At 65.3% G+C, this 13,610-nt stretch carries 16 protein-coding genes and 1 tRNA gene; 6 read left to right on the top strand and 11 right to left on the bottom strand.

The window, feature by feature from the left end:
• Positions 1 to 3: 3 nt before the first annotated feature.
• On the top strand, positions 4 to 1,149 hold the full coding sequence (locus I6F09_RS32270) for an acyl-CoA dehydrogenase family protein (RefSeq protein ID WP_036014520.1): 1,146 nt from the start codon (positions 4 to 6) through the stop codon (positions 1,147 to 1,149).
• 16 nt (positions 1,150 to 1,165) lie between these two features.
• Here the strand turns inward: I6F09_RS32270 and I6F09_RS32265 are convergent, their stop codons facing one another.
• Entirely contained in the window at positions 1,166 to 2,146 is a 981-nt protein-coding gene (locus tag I6F09_RS32265) for a helix-turn-helix domain-containing protein (RefSeq protein ID WP_225157223.1), read from the bottom strand.
• Positions 2,147 to 2,266: 120 nt separating this feature from the next.
• Here I6F09_RS32265 and I6F09_RS32260 point away from each other — a divergent pair, with 120 nt between their 5' ends.
• Positions 2,267 to 2,992: an alpha/beta hydrolase gene (locus I6F09_RS32260; protein WP_109141713.1), complete on the top strand. Its 726-nt coding sequence runs from the start codon at positions 2,267 to 2,269 to the stop codon at positions 2,990 to 2,992.
• A gap of 44 nt (positions 2,993 to 3,036) precedes the next feature.
• Here I6F09_RS32260 and I6F09_RS32255 read toward each other — a convergent pair whose 3' ends face one another.
• The 3 genes from I6F09_RS32255 to I6F09_RS32245 all read right to left on the bottom strand — a co-directional run bounded on the left by I6F09_RS32255 (position 3,037) and on the right by I6F09_RS32245 (position 5,248).
• Positions 3,037 to 4,176 (bottom strand): amidohydrolase/deacetylase family metallohydrolase, encoded by a 1,140-nt coding sequence (locus I6F09_RS32255; RefSeq protein WP_225127105.1) that lies wholly within the window; start codon positions 4,174 to 4,176, stop codon positions 3,037 to 3,039.
• A gap of 153 nt (positions 4,177 to 4,329) precedes the next feature.
• Positions 4,330 to 5,052 carry a DUF2569 family protein gene (locus I6F09_RS32250; RefSeq protein ID WP_225113667.1) on the bottom strand — a complete coding sequence of 241 codons (723 nt, stop codon included), beginning with the start codon at positions 5,050 to 5,052 and terminating at the stop codon, positions 4,330 to 4,332.
• A 119-nt stretch (positions 5,053 to 5,171) separates the two neighbouring features.
• Positions 5,172 to 5,248: transfer RNA gene (locus I6F09_RS32245), tRNA-Arg, on the bottom strand.
• Positions 5,249 to 5,385: 137 nt separating this feature from the next.
• Here I6F09_RS32245 and I6F09_RS32240 point away from each other — a divergent pair.
• Positions 5,386 to 5,745, top strand: coding sequence for a VOC family protein (locus tag I6F09_RS32240; RefSeq protein ID WP_036014526.1), 360 nt, complete (start codon positions 5,386 to 5,388; stop codon positions 5,743 to 5,745).
• Between the two features lie 7 nt (positions 5,746 to 5,752).
• Here I6F09_RS32240 and I6F09_RS32235 read toward each other — a convergent pair whose 3' ends face one another.
• Genes I6F09_RS32235 through I6F09_RS32220 form a run of 4 tightly spaced genes read right to left on the bottom strand, consistent with a single transcriptional unit; the run spans position 5,753 to position 9,332 of the window.
• On the bottom strand, positions 5,753 to 6,709 hold the full coding sequence (locus I6F09_RS32235) for a tripartite tricarboxylate transporter substrate-binding protein (protein WP_074448067.1): 957 nt from the start codon (positions 6,707 to 6,709) through the stop codon (positions 5,753 to 5,755).
• Positions 6,710 to 6,756: 47 nt separating this feature from the next.
• On the bottom strand, positions 6,757 to 7,128 hold the full coding sequence (locus I6F09_RS32230) for a dimethylsulfonioproprionate lyase family protein (protein ID WP_036014542.1): 372 nt from the start codon (positions 7,126 to 7,128) through the stop codon (positions 6,757 to 6,759).
• A 26-nt stretch (positions 7,129 to 7,154) separates the two neighbouring features.
• Positions 7,155 to 7,793 carry an RraA family protein gene (locus tag I6F09_RS32225; RefSeq protein ID WP_036026331.1) on the bottom strand — a complete coding sequence of 213 codons (639 nt, stop codon included), beginning with the start codon at positions 7,791 to 7,793 and terminating at the stop codon, positions 7,155 to 7,157.
• A 21-nt stretch (positions 7,794 to 7,814) separates the two neighbouring features.
• Complete coding sequence (locus tag I6F09_RS32220) at positions 7,815 to 9,332, bottom strand: AMP-binding protein (RefSeq protein WP_109141715.1); 1,518 nt, start codon at positions 9,330 to 9,332, stop codon at positions 7,815 to 7,817.
• 231 nt (positions 9,333 to 9,563) lie between these two features.
• On the opposite strand from I6F09_RS32220, the gene I6F09_RS32215 reads away from it, so the two are divergent.
• Complete coding sequence (locus I6F09_RS32215; RefSeq protein ID WP_057027447.1) at positions 9,564 to 10,187, top strand: hypothetical protein; 624 nt, start codon at positions 9,564 to 9,566, stop codon at positions 10,185 to 10,187.
• A 163-nt stretch (positions 10,188 to 10,350) separates the two neighbouring features.
• Here the strand turns inward: I6F09_RS32215 and I6F09_RS32210 are convergent, their stop codons facing one another.
• Both I6F09_RS32210 and I6F09_RS32205 read right to left on the bottom strand, forming a co-directional pair.
• On the bottom strand, positions 10,351 to 10,566 hold the full coding sequence (locus tag I6F09_RS32210; protein WP_074448068.1) for a hypothetical protein: 216 nt from the start codon (positions 10,564 to 10,566) through the stop codon (positions 10,351 to 10,353).
• A gap of 20 nt (positions 10,567 to 10,586) precedes the next feature.
• On the bottom strand, positions 10,587 to 11,588 hold the full coding sequence (locus tag I6F09_RS32205; RefSeq protein WP_225131010.1) for a 2-dehydropantoate 2-reductase: 1,002 nt from the start codon (positions 11,586 to 11,588) through the stop codon (positions 10,587 to 10,589).
• A gap of 161 nt (positions 11,589 to 11,749) precedes the next feature.
• Here I6F09_RS32205 and I6F09_RS32200 point away from each other — a divergent pair, with 161 nt between their 5' ends.
• Together I6F09_RS32200 and I6F09_RS32195 are read left to right on the top strand one after the other, a co-directional pair.
• Positions 11,750 to 12,316 (top strand): YidB family protein, encoded by a 567-nt coding sequence (locus I6F09_RS32200; RefSeq protein WP_036014559.1) that lies wholly within the window; start codon positions 11,750 to 11,752, stop codon positions 12,314 to 12,316.
• Positions 12,317 to 12,349: 33 nt separating this feature from the next.
• Positions 12,350 to 12,616, top strand: a complete 267-nt coding sequence (locus I6F09_RS32195; protein WP_036014563.1) for a GlsB/YeaQ/YmgE family stress response membrane protein — start codon at positions 12,350 to 12,352, stop codon at positions 12,614 to 12,616.
• Positions 12,617 to 12,763: 147 nt separating this feature from the next.
• Here I6F09_RS32195 and I6F09_RS32190 read toward each other — a convergent pair whose 3' ends face one another.
• Positions 12,764 to 13,549: an SDR family oxidoreductase gene (locus I6F09_RS32190; RefSeq protein ID WP_109141716.1), complete on the bottom strand. Its 786-nt coding sequence runs from the start codon at positions 13,547 to 13,549 to the stop codon at positions 12,764 to 12,766.
• Positions 13,550 to 13,610 lie beyond the last annotated feature (61 nt).

Here is a 13,610-nt window from a genome sequence, read left to right as displayed (position 1 = left end):
CTGATGCATTATCGATCGTCCTGGATGACCGAAGAGCTCGACGTCTTCCGCGACCAGTTCCGCAAATATCTCGCCAAGGACCTGGCGCCGCATGCCGAGAAATGGCGCGAGCAGAAGATGGTCGACCGCTTCGCCTGGCGCGGGCTCGGCGAGATGGGCGCGCTGCTGGCGAGCGTGCCGGAGGAATATGGCGGCCTGGGCGCGACCTTCGCCTATGACGCCGCCGTGCTCGACGATCTCGAAAGTACGGTGCCGGAGCTGACCACCGGCGTCTCCGTGCACAGCGCCATCGTCGCGCATTACATCCTCAATTACGGTTCGGAGGAGCAGAAGAAACGCTGGCTGCCGAAGATGGCGTCCGGCGAGATGGTCGGCGCCATCGCCATGACCGAGCCCGGCACCGGCTCGGACTTGCAAGCTGTCAAGACCACGGCGAAGAAGCAGGGCAATTCCTACGTCATCAACGGCCAGAAGACCTTCATCACCAACGGCCAGGCCGCCGATCTCGTCATCGTGGTCGCGCGCACCGGCGAGCTAGGTGCCAAAGGCATTTCGCTGATCGTGGTCGAGACCGCGGGCGCGGACGGCTACAAGCGTGGGCGCAACCTCGACAAGATCGGCCTGCACGCCTCCGACACCTCGGAGCTGTTTTTCGACAACGTGACCGTGCCGCCGGAAAACCTGCTCGGCAAGGAGGAGGGCCAGGGTTTTGTCCAGTTGATGCAGCAATTGCCGCAGGAACGCCTTGCGCTCGCGGTCGGCGCCGTCGCCTCGATGGAGCGCGCGGTCAAGCTCACCACCGACTACACCAAGGAGCGCAAGGCGTTCGGCAAGCCGCTGATGGATTTCCAGAACACCGCCTTTACGCTGGCCGAGCGCAAGACCGAGGCGATGATCGCGCGCGTCTTCGTCGATTGGTGCATCGAGCGCCTGATCGCCAAGGACCTCGACACCGTGACGGCCTCGATGGCGAAATATTGGTGCTCGGAGAAGCAGGTCGAGACCGCCGACGAATGCCTGCAGCTATTCGGCGGCTACGGCTACATGCAGGAATACCCGATCTCGCGCATCTTCATCGATTCCCGCATCCAGAAGATCTATGGCGGCACCAACGAGATCATGAAGCTGTTGATCGCCAGATCCTTATAGATCAGGTCGCTGTCGATCACCCCGCGCGCCAGTCGCGCGGTCGGCAGCCGAAGCGCTGCTTGAAGCGGCGGGTGAAGTGGGACAGGTCCGAGAAGCCCCAATCAAAGGCGATCAAGCCGATCGCGCGCTCCGCCATCGCGGGATTTCTGAGATCCCTGGCCGCGCCGTCGAGGCGTTGGTCGATGACGTAGTCGGTGAAGCTGGAGCCCGATCGCGCCAGCAGCTTGTGCACGTAGCGCTCGCTGATTCCGACGGCGGCGGCGACATTGGCAACTGAAAGACCTGGCTCACGAAGCCGCCGGTGAATGGCGCGCTTCAACGCCAGCGTGGTTGCATCGACGAGACTTTCCGATTCCGCAGTACCTGCCCGGCTCTGCCGCGACAGGCTGACGGCAACGAGCTCGATCAGCACCCGGAACAGGCGCTCGCCCGCGTCCTCGGTCATGCGCAGCGCCCCATCGGTCAGCGTGCGCGCCGTCTCCGCGATGAGGTGGCCGACGAAAGGATCGTCCGAGACGCGGCCGGCGGTGACGTCGAGCGAGGCCGGCAACCGCTCCCGCAACGCCTCTGACGGTACCCAGAACGAGGCGACCTGCAACTGCGGACCACGATCATGCAGGAGGGCGAACTGGCGGTCGCTGGCGAAGATTCCGACCTGCCCGGGCGAGAGGCTGATCTCCCGGCCGTCCTGTTGAATCCGACAGCGGCCGCCCAGCTTCAGGTTGAGGTAGAAGCAGCTGCGGTCGGAGGCGGCGATGTCGGCCGCGGAGCGCCGCACCACGTGCTCCGGAAAGCTGACGCGGTTGATCGCGGCACCGCCGAGACGCACGTGTTCGACGCTGGCAGGAAAGCCGAGTGCCGCCGCCGGCTCGGGCGTCAGATTCATGAAGGCCTGGCAGATCGCCTCACGATAATACGCAAATTGCTCCGCCGACCGGACGCCCGCCGTATCCCAGGTCGATTGGCGCGACGGCATGGCGTGTTCGATCTGCTGCATCGGTTCACTCCGAGACCAATACGGTTCACTTCCAGCCAAGCGGCAAATCGGTCGCCGGTCCACACTTGCCGTGCGGCGACGCTGCGCCGATCTAACCACACCCTCGGGAGGAGCCACAATATGTCGACCTACGTTCTCGTCCATGGCGCCTGGCATACAGGCGCCGAGCTCGAGCCGGTCGCCGCGCCGATCCGCGCCGCCGGCCATCAGGTCCATACCCCCACCATCAAGGGCAACCGTCCGGGCGATGCCAAGACGACCGGGTTGAAGGAAGCGATCCAATCGATCGCGGACTACCTGGCCGAGAATAATCTGAAGGACGTCATCCTGCTCGGCCATTCCTATGGCGGCATGGTCATCACTGGCGTTGCCGACCTCGCGCCGGAGCGCATCCGCCGCCTGGTCTACTGGAATGCCTTCGTGCCCAATGACGGCGAATGCCTCAACGACATGGTGCCGCCGCATTATGTCGGACTATTCGACGCCATCGCGGCCGAGCGCGGCGACGGCTCGGTGGTGCTGCCCTTCCCGATCTGGCGCGAGGCCTTCATCAACGATGCCGATCTGGAGACGGCGCAGCGCGCTTATGACGTGCTCAATCCGCATCCGCTGGCGACCTTCAGCGACAAGATCGCGCTCAAGAGCAATCCGGCCGAGATGCCGCTGGCCAAATCCTACATCAACTGCACCGAGGATACCGCGATGCCGCACAGCCATGGCTGGCATCCGCGCCTGTCGGAGAAGCTCGGCCTGTTCCGCCTGGTGCAGGTGCCGGGAAGCCACGAGCTGTGCTTCTCCGATCCGGCGCGGCTCGCCAAGGCGATCATGGAGGCGGGGCGCGACTGATCAGTGCGTCATGCGAGCACGTGGTCACGATCCGCGCGCGCCGCTCAATTCGGATGCCACCAGCGGCCGCCGATGACGACGCCTTCGGACACGATCTTGCGATCGCCGATCAGGTGCTCGCCGACGACGTCTTCATAGTCGAACTGGCCCTGCCGCACCGAGATCAACGTGGCGTCGCCGACGCTGCCCGGCTTGAGGCTGCCGAGCTCAGGACGCCGCAGCGCCATCGCCGCATTCACCGTCGATGCCGCGATCACATCCGGCAGCTCCATGCCCATACACAGGAACTTCGACATGGTCGTCACCTGGTCATAGGCCGGTCCGTCGATGCAGAGCTGATGGATGTCCGAGGAAATCGTGTCCGGATGGAAACCATTGGCCAGCATGGCGCGCGCGGTCTTGAACGCGAACGAACCCTTGCCGTGGCCGATATCGAACAGCACGCCGCGCTCGCGCGCTTCCAGCACCGCCTTCTTCACGGTGCCTTGCGCCGTCGCCGGCGTGTTCGGGAAGGGGCGGAACGCGTGGGTCAGCACGTCGCCGGGACGCAGCCGCGCCAACACGTCCTCATAGCTCGGGGGCGGATGATCGATGTGCGCCATCAGCGGCATGCCGACCTCGTTCGCGACCTCGAGCGCGATGTCGAGCGGCACCGCGCCCGACGTGCCCGACGAATGCAGGCCCACGCGCACCTTGATGCCGACGATGAGATCGCGGTTGGCATCGGCCACTTCGGCCGCCTCGATCGGATTCATCAGGCGCAGCTCCTCGCTCTCGCCGACCATAATCCGGTGCGAGAAGCCGAAGATGCCGGCATGCGAGACGTGCAAATAGGCGAGGATGCGGACTTGGCTCGGCTCGATCACATGCTTGCGGAAGCCGGCGAAATTGCCGGGGCCAGCGCTGCCGGTATCCACCGCCGTGGTGACGCCGGAGAGGCGGCAGAACTCCTCGGCATCAATGCCGAGCGAGGTGCCGCCCCAGTAGACATGGGTGTGGAGATCGATGAGTCCCGGCGTCACGATGAACCGGGAGACGTCACGCACCTCCGTGCCCGGATCCGCCTTGAGCCCTGTGCCAACAGCGGCAACCTTGCCGTTCGAAAATGCGACATCCGTCACGGCATCGAGCTTCTGCGAGGGGTCAATGACCCTTCCGCCGCGAAGGATCAAGTCAAAAGGCATCATGGTCTCCGGGTATGGCAACGGACAGGCATGGACCGGGCTGGAAGGTGCCCCTTCCGGCCCGGCCGCTTCTGTTAGCAATTTTTGCACCAGCCGAGCAAATCAGCGGGCATCCTGTCCGCTCGGCTTGCGGGCCGCCAGATGCATGACGGCTTACTCCGTGAACGTATTCGCGACTCTACGGGAGCGAAGGACATAGGTTATCCAAATCGCGGCACTGATCGCACCGACGACCATTCGTGCGACTTGAAGAGGTTCGATAGTGAAAAAATCACCGAACGGACGGTTCAAGCCGATGGAAAAGATCGATGCAACCCAAACCAGATCGATCAACGGGATCAGTACCGCACAGATCATCTGCACAATGAAGAACGCTGGAAATCTACGGGAATGCATGAACAGGAGCACCGCCGTCCAGATTGCGAGACCGATCAGCGCGACGTTCATCGCAATCTCGCCCCAAAATACGATTGAGAATTGCACCCAGGTCTCGCTGGAGATCGACTGCACATATTGCGCGGTATTGACGACTAGGCGCACGATGCCGATCATTTGGCCGAACGCCAGAAGCCCGAGCCAGCCGCTGATGCCGGTCATCTCTGGCTGGACGTCCTTGAATGAAGCGCCGTCTTCTGCGGGAGCGGCCGCCTCGCGAATAACCTCAACCGGCGGCGATGCTGGGCTTGGCGGCGGCGATTGAAGGAGCTGCTGCGTGATCTCGTGCACCTCCCCGGCCGGCTTCCAATTCTCGAAGCCGTGCCGCCAGACCAGCACGCGCCGAGGATCGGCGATACCCGCGAGAAGCGTGAGGAGTTCAGAAATCGAGAACGGGCCGCGCCGCTGCCCGCCCTCAGCGTAGTACCATGAGTCCGCCATGCAAGGCCCCCTGCACCCGCCGTATTTTAGCCGGCTGTTGGCACACGTCACGATGGAATAACGCTTGGGGGGAATACCGGCGTTGCGTGCCCTAGGCGCGGCGTAAACGCGCGGAAAAGTGGCGATCCCGGGAAGACTCGAACTTCCGACCTACGGTTTAGGAAACCGCCGCTCTATCCGGCTGAGCTACGGGACCGCGGAACCCGTGGGTGCGGGCTCGGCCCCCTCATAGCAGAGCAAAATGCGGTTCGCCAGCCGTCAGGCGGGCGAGATCGATCGTCAGCCTGAACGGGGCGGCTATACTTCCAGGCCCCTCCCAACGGAGCAGCTCACATGATCGAAAGCATCAGCGCCATCACGCTCGGCACGCATGACATGGGGCGCGCCGTGCACTTCTACCGGTCGCTGGGGTTCGAGCTCTTGTATGGTGGCGAAGCCGCCGCATTCACGAGCTTTCGCGTCGGCCCCGGTTATCTCAACCTGACGGCACAGCCGGACGACAAGCGCTGGTCCTGGTGGGGCCGCGTCATCTTCCATGTCGCCGATGTCGACGCAACCTATGAGCAGGCGCGCGCCGCCGGGTGGCAGCCGTCAACCACGCCGCGCGACGCCGAATGGGGCGAGCGCTACTTCCATCTCACCGACCCCGATGGCCATGAGCTCAGTTTCGCACGTCCCCTTCGTCGGGCATGACGGGGCCTCACGCCTTGATATTGTTGTCCTTCACGACCTTGCCCCAGGTGGCGACCTGCTTGTCGAAGAAGGTCTTGAAGGCGGCGCCGTCCTGGAGCAGCAGCGTCATGTGTTGCGTCTCCTTCAGCTGGGCGGCGGTCGCGGGCTCGCTCAGGATCTCCTTGGACGCCGCCGCGAAGGCCGCGACGACGTCCGGCGGCGTGCCCGTGGGCGCGAAGATGCCCCACCAGGCCAGCGTCTCGAAGTCCGGGAAGCCGGCCTCGATCGCGGTCTGAGTATCAGGCAGGGCCGGCAGCCGCTCGCGGCCGAGCTGCAGGATCGGACGCAGCATATTGGTGCCGAGCTGGGCGGCGACCAGCGCCGCCGATCCCGCGATGAGATCGACGTGGCCGCCGAGCACGTCGTTCATGGCCGGCCCGCCGCCGCGATAGGGCACGTGCATGATCTCGACGCCGGCCTTGCTGCCGAGCACGGTCATGGCGAGATGGCCGAGCGTGCCGATGCCGACCGAGGCGTATTTCACCGCGCCGGGGCTTGCCTTGCAGGCGGCGACCACGTCGGCGAAGCTCTTGTAGGGGCGGCCGGCGCCGGCCGCGATCACGTAAGGCGCGGTGCCGATCAGCAGCACCGGCATCAGCTCGCGCTCGACATCGACCGGCGGCTTGTCGAGGATCGACGGGATCACGGCGTGGGAATCGAACGTCACCAGGAAGGTCGAGCCGTCGGCCGGGCTCTTGGCGACCTGCGCCGCGCCGAGCGCACCGGCCGCGCCCGATTTGTTCTCGACCACCACGATGCGACCAAGCTTGGTCTGCAGGTTCGTCTGCAGCAGCCGCGCCATGGCGTCGGTCGATCCGCCCGGCGGGAACGGCACCACCAGCGTGATTTTGCCGGCCTGCGCCATCGCCGGCGTCAATGCGAGAATAGCCGGCGCGGCCAGCAGCGCCCGTCGTGTGATCGTCATGGTCCCCTCCCTTTATGTGTAGCGCTTTGCTTTTTTGCTTTTGAGCGCTAGGTCGTGCCGAAGCCTGATCCTGCTTTTCTGTATTCTGGCCGAGGCGGACTGAAGATGTCCAGCACGCGGGCGCCGTCCGGGCCGGCGCGCATGGTGTGCGGCACGTTCCCGGGCGTGCGCCAGAAATCGCCTTTCTTCACCGGGATTTCCTCCTCGCCCTGGACGCGGATGGCGGAGCCGTCGAGCAGCACGCCCCACTGCTCCTCGGGGTGATGATGCAGCGTGCCTTGCGCATGCGGGGCCAGCGTCACCACCGACAGCATCGCCTGCTCGCCGGAGAAGATGCGCGTGGTCACGCCGGCGGCAAGCTCGCGGAAGAGTCCGTCGCTGGCATCATCGAGATTGTGAAATTCTTCCTTCTGGCTCACGCCATCCTCCCTTCACGCTCCTCTGATCAGGACTTGCCGTAAGCGCCCTGGTAACGGCCCTCGCGGATCGCCTTCAGCGTCTCCTCCTCGCGCGCGACCTGGACACGCACCGCTTCCAACAGGGCGGCCGCGCCGGCAGCGGGAAACGACACCACGCCGTCCTCGTCGCCGACGACGATGTCGCCGGGCGCAATCACGCTGCCGCCGATCGTCACCGGCACGTTGATCTCGCCGGGGCCGTTCTTGTAGGGACCGCGATGGATCACTGCGCGGGCGTAGCAGGGGAAGTCGTCGGCCGCGAATGCTGCGACGTCGCGGATCGCGCCGTCGATGACGTAGCCTTCGGCTTTGCGCCATTGCGCGATGTTCTTCATGATCTCGCCGATCAGCGCGCGCGTCTCGTCGCCGCCGCCGTCGACCACGATGACGTCGCCGGGCCCGACCAGATCCAGCGCGCGGTGGATCGCGAGATTGTCGCCGGGACGGGTGCGCACGGTGAAGGCCGTGCCCACCAGCTTGCCGCCGCGGTGATAGGGCCTCAGCCCCACTGCGCCGGGCAGCCGGGCGAGATTGTCCGAGATCACCGAGGTCGGCGCGTCCCTGAAACCTTCGATGATATTTGCCGGCGGCTTCGGCACGCTGCTCGCTACGATGGTGATCGTCATGTCAGTCCTTCCTTGCTTGTCTCATTCGGCATGCGCCCGCGCCTTCGAAGGCAAGATCCGGAACGCGCGCCCCTCCTTCATCCACGTCGCACGCTCATCGCGCAACAGGGTGCGCCGAACTTTTCCGGAATCGTCGCGCGGCGGGGCGCTGACGAATTCGAAGCTTTCGGGATGCTTATAGCGGCTGAGCCGGTCCTTGAGAAAATCCGCCATGCCGTCGGCAATGGCCTGCCCGTCCGCATCGGGCTCCGGCTCGATGATGGCATGCACACGCTGGCCCAATTCCGGATCGGGCAGGCCCACCACGACGCAGGAGCGCACACCGGGAGCCTCGGACACCGCGGCCTCGACCTCGGCCGGATAGATGTTGGCGCCGCCGCGCAGCACCATGTCGGCGAGGCGGTCGCCGAGATAGAGATAACCTTCGGCGTCCAGCCGGCCGATATCGCCGAGCGATTCCCAGCCGTCGGCGCGGCGCTTCGGCTCGGCGCCGAGATAATGGTAGGTGGCGTCCTTGCCGTCATTGTTGAGGAAATAGATCTCGCCGGTCTCGCCGGGCGCAACGTCCTTGCCGTCCTCGCCGACGATGCGAAGCTTCGCCATGTCGCCGATCTTGCCAACCGAGCCCTTGTGCGTCAGCCATTCAGTGCCGGAGATGATGCAGGCGCCCTGCCGCTCGGTGCCACCATAGAGCTCCCAAATCCGCTCGGGTCCGAGCCAGCCGATCCAGTTCTCCTTTAGCCACGGCGGCATCGGCGCAGCCATGTGGAAGACCGTCTGCAGGCTCGACAGATCGTAAGAGTTGCGCACGCTCGCAGGCAGCGCCCAGATCCGGTGCATCATGGTCGGCACGAAATTGACCCATTGCACGCGCTCGCGTTCGATCTGCCGCAGCGTCTCCTCGGCGTCGAACTTGGTCAGCCCCGTGAGCTTGCCGCCGACGAACAGCGCGTAATGCGACACGATGAACGGCGCGTTGTGGTAAAGCGGACCGGGATTGAGCAGCGATACGCCGAAGGGAATATTGAGCGGCGGCGCAGCCGCGGTATCGGTCACCGCCGGCTGATGATCGAGAATCACCTTGGGACGGCCGGTCGAGCCGCCTGAGGTCATCGCCTTCCAGTATCGCGCCACCGGCGGCGCCAGCGGCCCATCCGAGAATCCTTCCGGCACGAAGTCGGCGGCCAACCGGTTGGGCGCATTCCAGTCGGCCTCGCCGCCGACCACCAGCGCAGGCTTGAGAATGTCGAGCACGGCGGCGGCTTCGCCGCGCGGCAGCCGCCACGACAGCGAGGTCGGCGTCGCGCCGCATTTCCACACCGCAAAGGAGGTCTCGAAGAACGCGTTGCCGTTCGGCAATCCGATCGCGACGAAATCCCCGGGCTTGACGCCCTTGGCCATGAATGCCCGCGCGCGGCGGTTGGCGCCGCGCTCGAGCTCGTCCCAGGTCAGCGTGTCCTGCCCGTGACGGATCGCAATCGTGCCGTGTGGTTTGCGTTCCGCGTACCAGCGCGGCACATCTGAGAGCGGCAGCAACATCAGGCGTTTCCATTTCGTCTTCTTGGCGTCGCCGCAGGAGTGAGGCGCTCGCGGCACGAGTGTACCAGCCTGCGGTCAGGGCGCTGTGACTCTCGCGCCACGTCAAGCACAAAATGTCAGCATCGCAGCCCTGAATTTCCTGGGTTCCATGGGTGACAAGCCGGCAAGAAAGGGGCAAAAATCCGGCTCGACTCAGTTCGGGTTGAGTTGCGCAAGGAATGCTCTCGTAGAATGTCGTCGGTCGTTACATCGCGTCGTGCGGCGCTGCTCGCCGTAGGTACAGCAGGTTTGTTCCTGCTGACGCACGGGCATGCCGAGGCGCAATGGTGGAAGCGCGCTCCGGTTGATTTCGAGGAATGCGCCGACGCCGCCGAGAAGGCCGCAACCAAAGCGGAGAAGACGGCCGCCCTTGCCGATTGCAACGCCAAGTTCGCCGGCCGCCGCAAGCCGGGCGGCGGCTATTCCTATTACGATTTCCTCCAGGATCGCACCTTCGATATCGCCGGTCCCAATCCGACGCCGGAGGAGCAGAAGAAGATCGACGAAGCCTATACGGCCTATCTCGCCAACCAGCGCCGCAGCAACGAAGCGGCCCAGGCTATCGCCCGGCAGCAGCGCGAACAGCAGGAGCAGCAGTTGCAGCAGCTGCAGCAGGTCGCGCTGCGGACCGAAGTCGCGCGCGTGCCGGTGCCGGTCGAGCGGCCGAAGGTGCAGCAAGCCGCGGGCGCGAAGCCGAAGGCTGCACCTTGCGCCAAGGGCTCGTTCTCCTGCGAATGGCCGCGGCTGTCGGAGAGCTTGAACGACCTGAAGAAGCTGTTCAACCCGACCCCGAGCAAGCCCGCGAAGAAGGGGTGAGTTGCATCCATAACCGTCATTGCGAGGAGCCCTTGCGACGAAGCAATCCAGGGTCTTTCCGCGGCGGGATTCTGGATTGCTTCGCGGAGCCTGTCATCGGGCGGCGCTTTGCGCCGACCCGGTGGCTCGCAATGACGAGTTGGATGGAGATCAGCTCCCACCCTCAGTTCGTGCGCTTCTTCTTGCCCTGCTTCGGTTTCGCCAACGGCGCAGTCGCCGGCTCCGTCACCATCGGCGAAGCACCCAACTGCGACCGGCTCTCCTGCAATCGCCTGTCATATCCAGGTGAGTTCATCACCGTCGGCGGCCTCGCATAGGCGAGCGTCGATGTGCCGCAGAAGGCGGTCAGCGCGAGCCCGATCACAAGACCACGTTTCATCGCGCTCCTCCTTTCGGGCGCTACCCCCGAATCTGCTGCGGCGTCATACGGAGCGGACCGTTGCCGGCCGCCTCGGCTTCCTTGATCAGCGCAACAATGCGGCGCATCAGCGGCACGGCGACATGGTTCCGCTCGGCGAGCGCGATCACCGCGCCCTGCAGATAGTCGATCTCGGTCTTGCGGCCCTGCTTCAGATCCTGCCACATCGAGGAGCGCGCCTCGGGATCGATCTTCATGGTCCGGCCCAGGATTGCACCGAAGATCGCATCCGGCAGCCGCAGCAGGGTTGGAGACCAGCTCATCGGGATCGGCGTCGACGACACCGGCACGATGTGGGCGGCCTTCAGCACGGCCAGCCCTTCGGCCATCTGGTCGGCGAACAGCCTGCGCCAGTCGCGGCTGGCCAGTTGCGCGGCAAGCGGCATGTCCGACAGCGCGCTGAGCGCGTTGTTCAGGTTGATGATCAGCTTGCCCCATTGCACGCCGGTGATCTCGCCGCTCGCGCGCATCGTGAGGCCGGCGACCGAGAGCTTCCCGGCCGTGTTCTCCGCATCCTCGCCAACATGAATGTCGCCGGAGGTCGAGCGGTGGAAGCGGCCCTCGCCCATCGCGATCACGTTGAACGGCACCATGCCGGCCAGCACGCGGCGGCCGCCCAGCCGCTCGCGCAGCGCAGCGACATTGCCGACGCCGTTCTGAAGCGAGACGATGACGGCATCCTCAGGCGCATGCTGCGCGATCTGCTCGGCGACAGCAGCGGTATCGGCGCTTTTCACCGTCACCAGCACGATGCCGGCGCTGTGGAAGATCGAGGGATCCTCCGACAGCGCCAGTTGACCCGCGCCGAGCTTGTTCTCGGAGCCGTCGAAATCAGTCAGAAGCAAGCCGAACCGCTCGATCTCGGTCTTTACCCGCGGCCGCACCAGGAGCGCGACGCGGCGGCCGCTGGCGGCCAGCATGCCGCCGACGAAACAGCCGATGGCGCCGGCGCCGGCCACAACGATCGGTCGATCCGCAATCACCGAGCTCACTCCCTGAATGACCGGCCTTCGATAGCAGAGCCGAGCCCGACAACCAATCGCGGCGCATCCGACTTGTAACGGTCATGAGTGCCCCATATCTTCTCGCCCCGGGGGCAGTCAGCGGCGAGCGCTCGCCGAACGAGACGCCAAAGGAGAGCACCATGGGTCTACTCGACGTCCTCAACGGCATGCAGAACGGCCCGCGCGGCCAGAGCACACCGAGCTCCGAGAAATCCTCCGGCGGCATGTCGCCGATGACCATGGCGCTGCTCGGCCTGCTCGCCTGGAAGGCATTCAAGCATTTCACCGGCAACCAGTCCGGCTCAGCGCCCCAACCGTTGCCGACACCCGCGCCTCCGCCGGTGAACGTAGGTCGGGGCGGCGGTCTGAACGACATGCTCAAGGGCGGCCTCGGCGGCCTGCTCGCCGGCGGTGCGGCCGGCAGCATTCTGAGCGGCGGGCTTGGCGATCTCCTCAACCAGCTCCAGCAGAGCGGACACGGTGATGCCGCCAATTCCTGGGTCGGCAAGGGCGAGAACAAGCCAATCGCGCCGGGCGATCTCGCCAGCGCGCTCGGCGCCGACCAGATCGAGAGTTTGTCCGCCCAGAGCGGCCTGTCACGCGAAGAGCTGCTCTCCGGCCTCAGCCAGTATCTGCCGCAGGTGGTCGACCATTTGACGCCGGACGGACGGCTGCCGACCGAGAATGAACTCTCGGATCGGGTCTGATCGGTTCAAAAAGAGGGGAGCACTGTCATGAGCATGGGCGGCCTGTTTTGGATCATCTTGGTCGGCTTCATTGCCGGCCTCATCGCGCGCTGGCTGTCGCCGGGGCCGAACAATCCGAGCGGCTTCATCCTCACCACCATCCTCGGCATTGCCGGCGCGTTTCTGGCCACCTGGATCGGCCAGGCCATCGGCCATTACAGCCCCGACCAGGGCGCCGGCTTCATCACCGCGACCATCGGCGCGGTGGTGGTGCTGTTCATCTGGAATCGGCTGGTAGCGAGCGGCGTGATCAAGGGGTAGCGCTTAGAAGCGGTAACGACGAGAGCACGCCACCTCCTCATCGTCATGCCCGGGCTTGACCCGGGCATCCACGTCCTTCGACCCGAGCGGCCTCACGTGGATGGCCGGGTCAAGCCCGGCCATGACGCGGAGAGGGCGTATCGGGTCTCACGTAATCAAATGCATCCCCGCATCCATGCGCACGACCTCGCCGGTCATGTTGCTGGAGGCCGGCGTCGCCAGGAAGCAGACGAGCTGGGCGATGTCCTCCGCGGATGATGCGACCTTCAGCGGCACTTTCGCCACGACGCTGTCGCGCACCTGCTTGGCCTGCGCCTCGCCGCGGCCCTTGGTGAACCAGGGCGTGTCGATATAGCCAGGGCAGACCGTGTTGACGCGGATCAGCGGCGCCAGCGCGCGCGACAGCGACAGCGTCATGGTGTTGAGCGCACCCTTGCTCGCGGCGTACGCAATCGACGAGCCGACGCCGCTGATGCCGGCGACCGAGGACACGTTCACGACCGCAGATGGCCGCCCCGAAGCCTTGGCGGCGGCTTCGAGCAGGCTGCGCGCCGCGCGCACCATCTGGAACGGGCCGATGGTGTTGACGCCATAGACCCGCTGGAAATCTTCCGCCGACAGACCGTCGAGATCGGCGTGAGCCACATGCTTGGTGGTGCCGGCATTGTTGACGAGGATGTCGAGCCGGCCCCAGCCGCTGGCCGCCGCGACGATCTTGCGACAATCCTCATCCTTGGAGACGTCGCCCTGTGCGACCAAAACCTCCGCGGCGCCGGCCTTGCGGCAGGTCTCGGCCGTCGCCTCGGCTTCCTTCTGGCTCGACGAATAGTTGATGACGAGCCGCGCCCCGCTGCGGGCGAGAATCTCCGCAGTCGCTGCACCCAGCCCGGATGCGGACCCCGTCACGATTGCGCACAAGCCGTCTTTTGCCATCCGGATTTCCTTCCCCTGTCTCTGGTGTGGCGTCCTGTTTAGCGAGTTTGCCGCGCCCTGC

The sequence above is a fragment of the Bradyrhizobium sp. IC3195 genome (assembly GCF_020193585.1).
GTDB classification, from domain to species: Bacteria; Pseudomonadota; Alphaproteobacteria; order Rhizobiales; family Xanthobacteraceae; genus Bradyrhizobium; species Bradyrhizobium yuanmingense.
The sequence above is the reverse complement of the archived record's forward strand: the minus strand, read 5'-3'. Positions and strand labels throughout refer to the sequence as shown.

What these genes read in the sequence shown, in the direction of transcription:
- I6F09_RS32195 (WP_036014563.1), top strand. Translation starts at nt 12,350, where the DNA reads ATGGGCGGCCTGTTTTGGATCATCTTGGTCGGCTTCATTGCCGGCCTC.
- I6F09_RS32255 (WP_225127105.1), bottom strand. Translation starts at nt 4,176, where the DNA reads ATGCCTTTTGACTTGATCCTTCGCGGCGGAAGGGTCATTGACCCCTCG.
- I6F09_RS32210 (WP_074448068.1), bottom strand. Translation starts at nt 10,566, where the DNA reads ATGAAACGTGGTCTTGTGATCGGGCTCGCGCTGACCGCCTTCTGCGGC.
- I6F09_RS32250 (WP_225113667.1), bottom strand. Translation starts at nt 5,052, where the DNA reads ATGGCGGACTCATGGTACTACGCTGAGGGCGGGCAGCGGCGCGGCCCG.
- I6F09_RS32260 (WP_109141713.1), top strand. Translation starts at nt 2,267, where the DNA reads ATGTCGACCTACGTTCTCGTCCATGGCGCCTGGCATACAGGCGCCGAG.
- I6F09_RS32235 (WP_074448067.1), bottom strand. Translation starts at nt 6,709, where the DNA reads ATGACGATCACACGACGGGCGCTGCTGGCCGCGCCGGCTATTCTCGCA.
- I6F09_RS32190 (WP_109141716.1), bottom strand. Translation starts at nt 13,549, where the DNA reads ATGGCAAAAGACGGCTTGTGCGCAATCGTGACGGGGTCCGCATCCGGG.
- I6F09_RS32220 (WP_109141715.1), bottom strand. Translation starts at nt 9,332, where the DNA reads ATGTTGCTGCCGCTCTCAGATGTGCCGCGCTGGTACGCGGAACGCAAA.
- I6F09_RS32215 (WP_057027447.1), top strand. Translation starts at nt 9,564, where the DNA reads ATGTCGTCGGTCGTTACATCGCGTCGTGCGGCGCTGCTCGCCGTAGGT.
- I6F09_RS32270 (WP_036014520.1), top strand. Translation starts at nt 4, where the DNA reads ATGCATTATCGATCGTCCTGGATGACCGAAGAGCTCGACGTCTTCCGC.
- I6F09_RS32200 (WP_036014559.1), top strand. Translation starts at nt 11,750, where the DNA reads ATGGGTCTACTCGACGTCCTCAACGGCATGCAGAACGGCCCGCGCGGC.
- I6F09_RS32225 (WP_036026331.1), bottom strand. Translation starts at nt 7,793, where the DNA reads ATGACGATCACCATCGTAGCGAGCAGCGTGCCGAAGCCGCCGGCAAAT.
- I6F09_RS32265 (WP_225157223.1), bottom strand. Translation starts at nt 2,146, where the DNA reads ATGCAGCAGATCGAACACGCCATGCCGTCGCGCCAATCGACCTGGGAT.
- I6F09_RS32240 (WP_036014526.1), top strand. Translation starts at nt 5,386, where the DNA reads ATGATCGAAAGCATCAGCGCCATCACGCTCGGCACGCATGACATGGGG.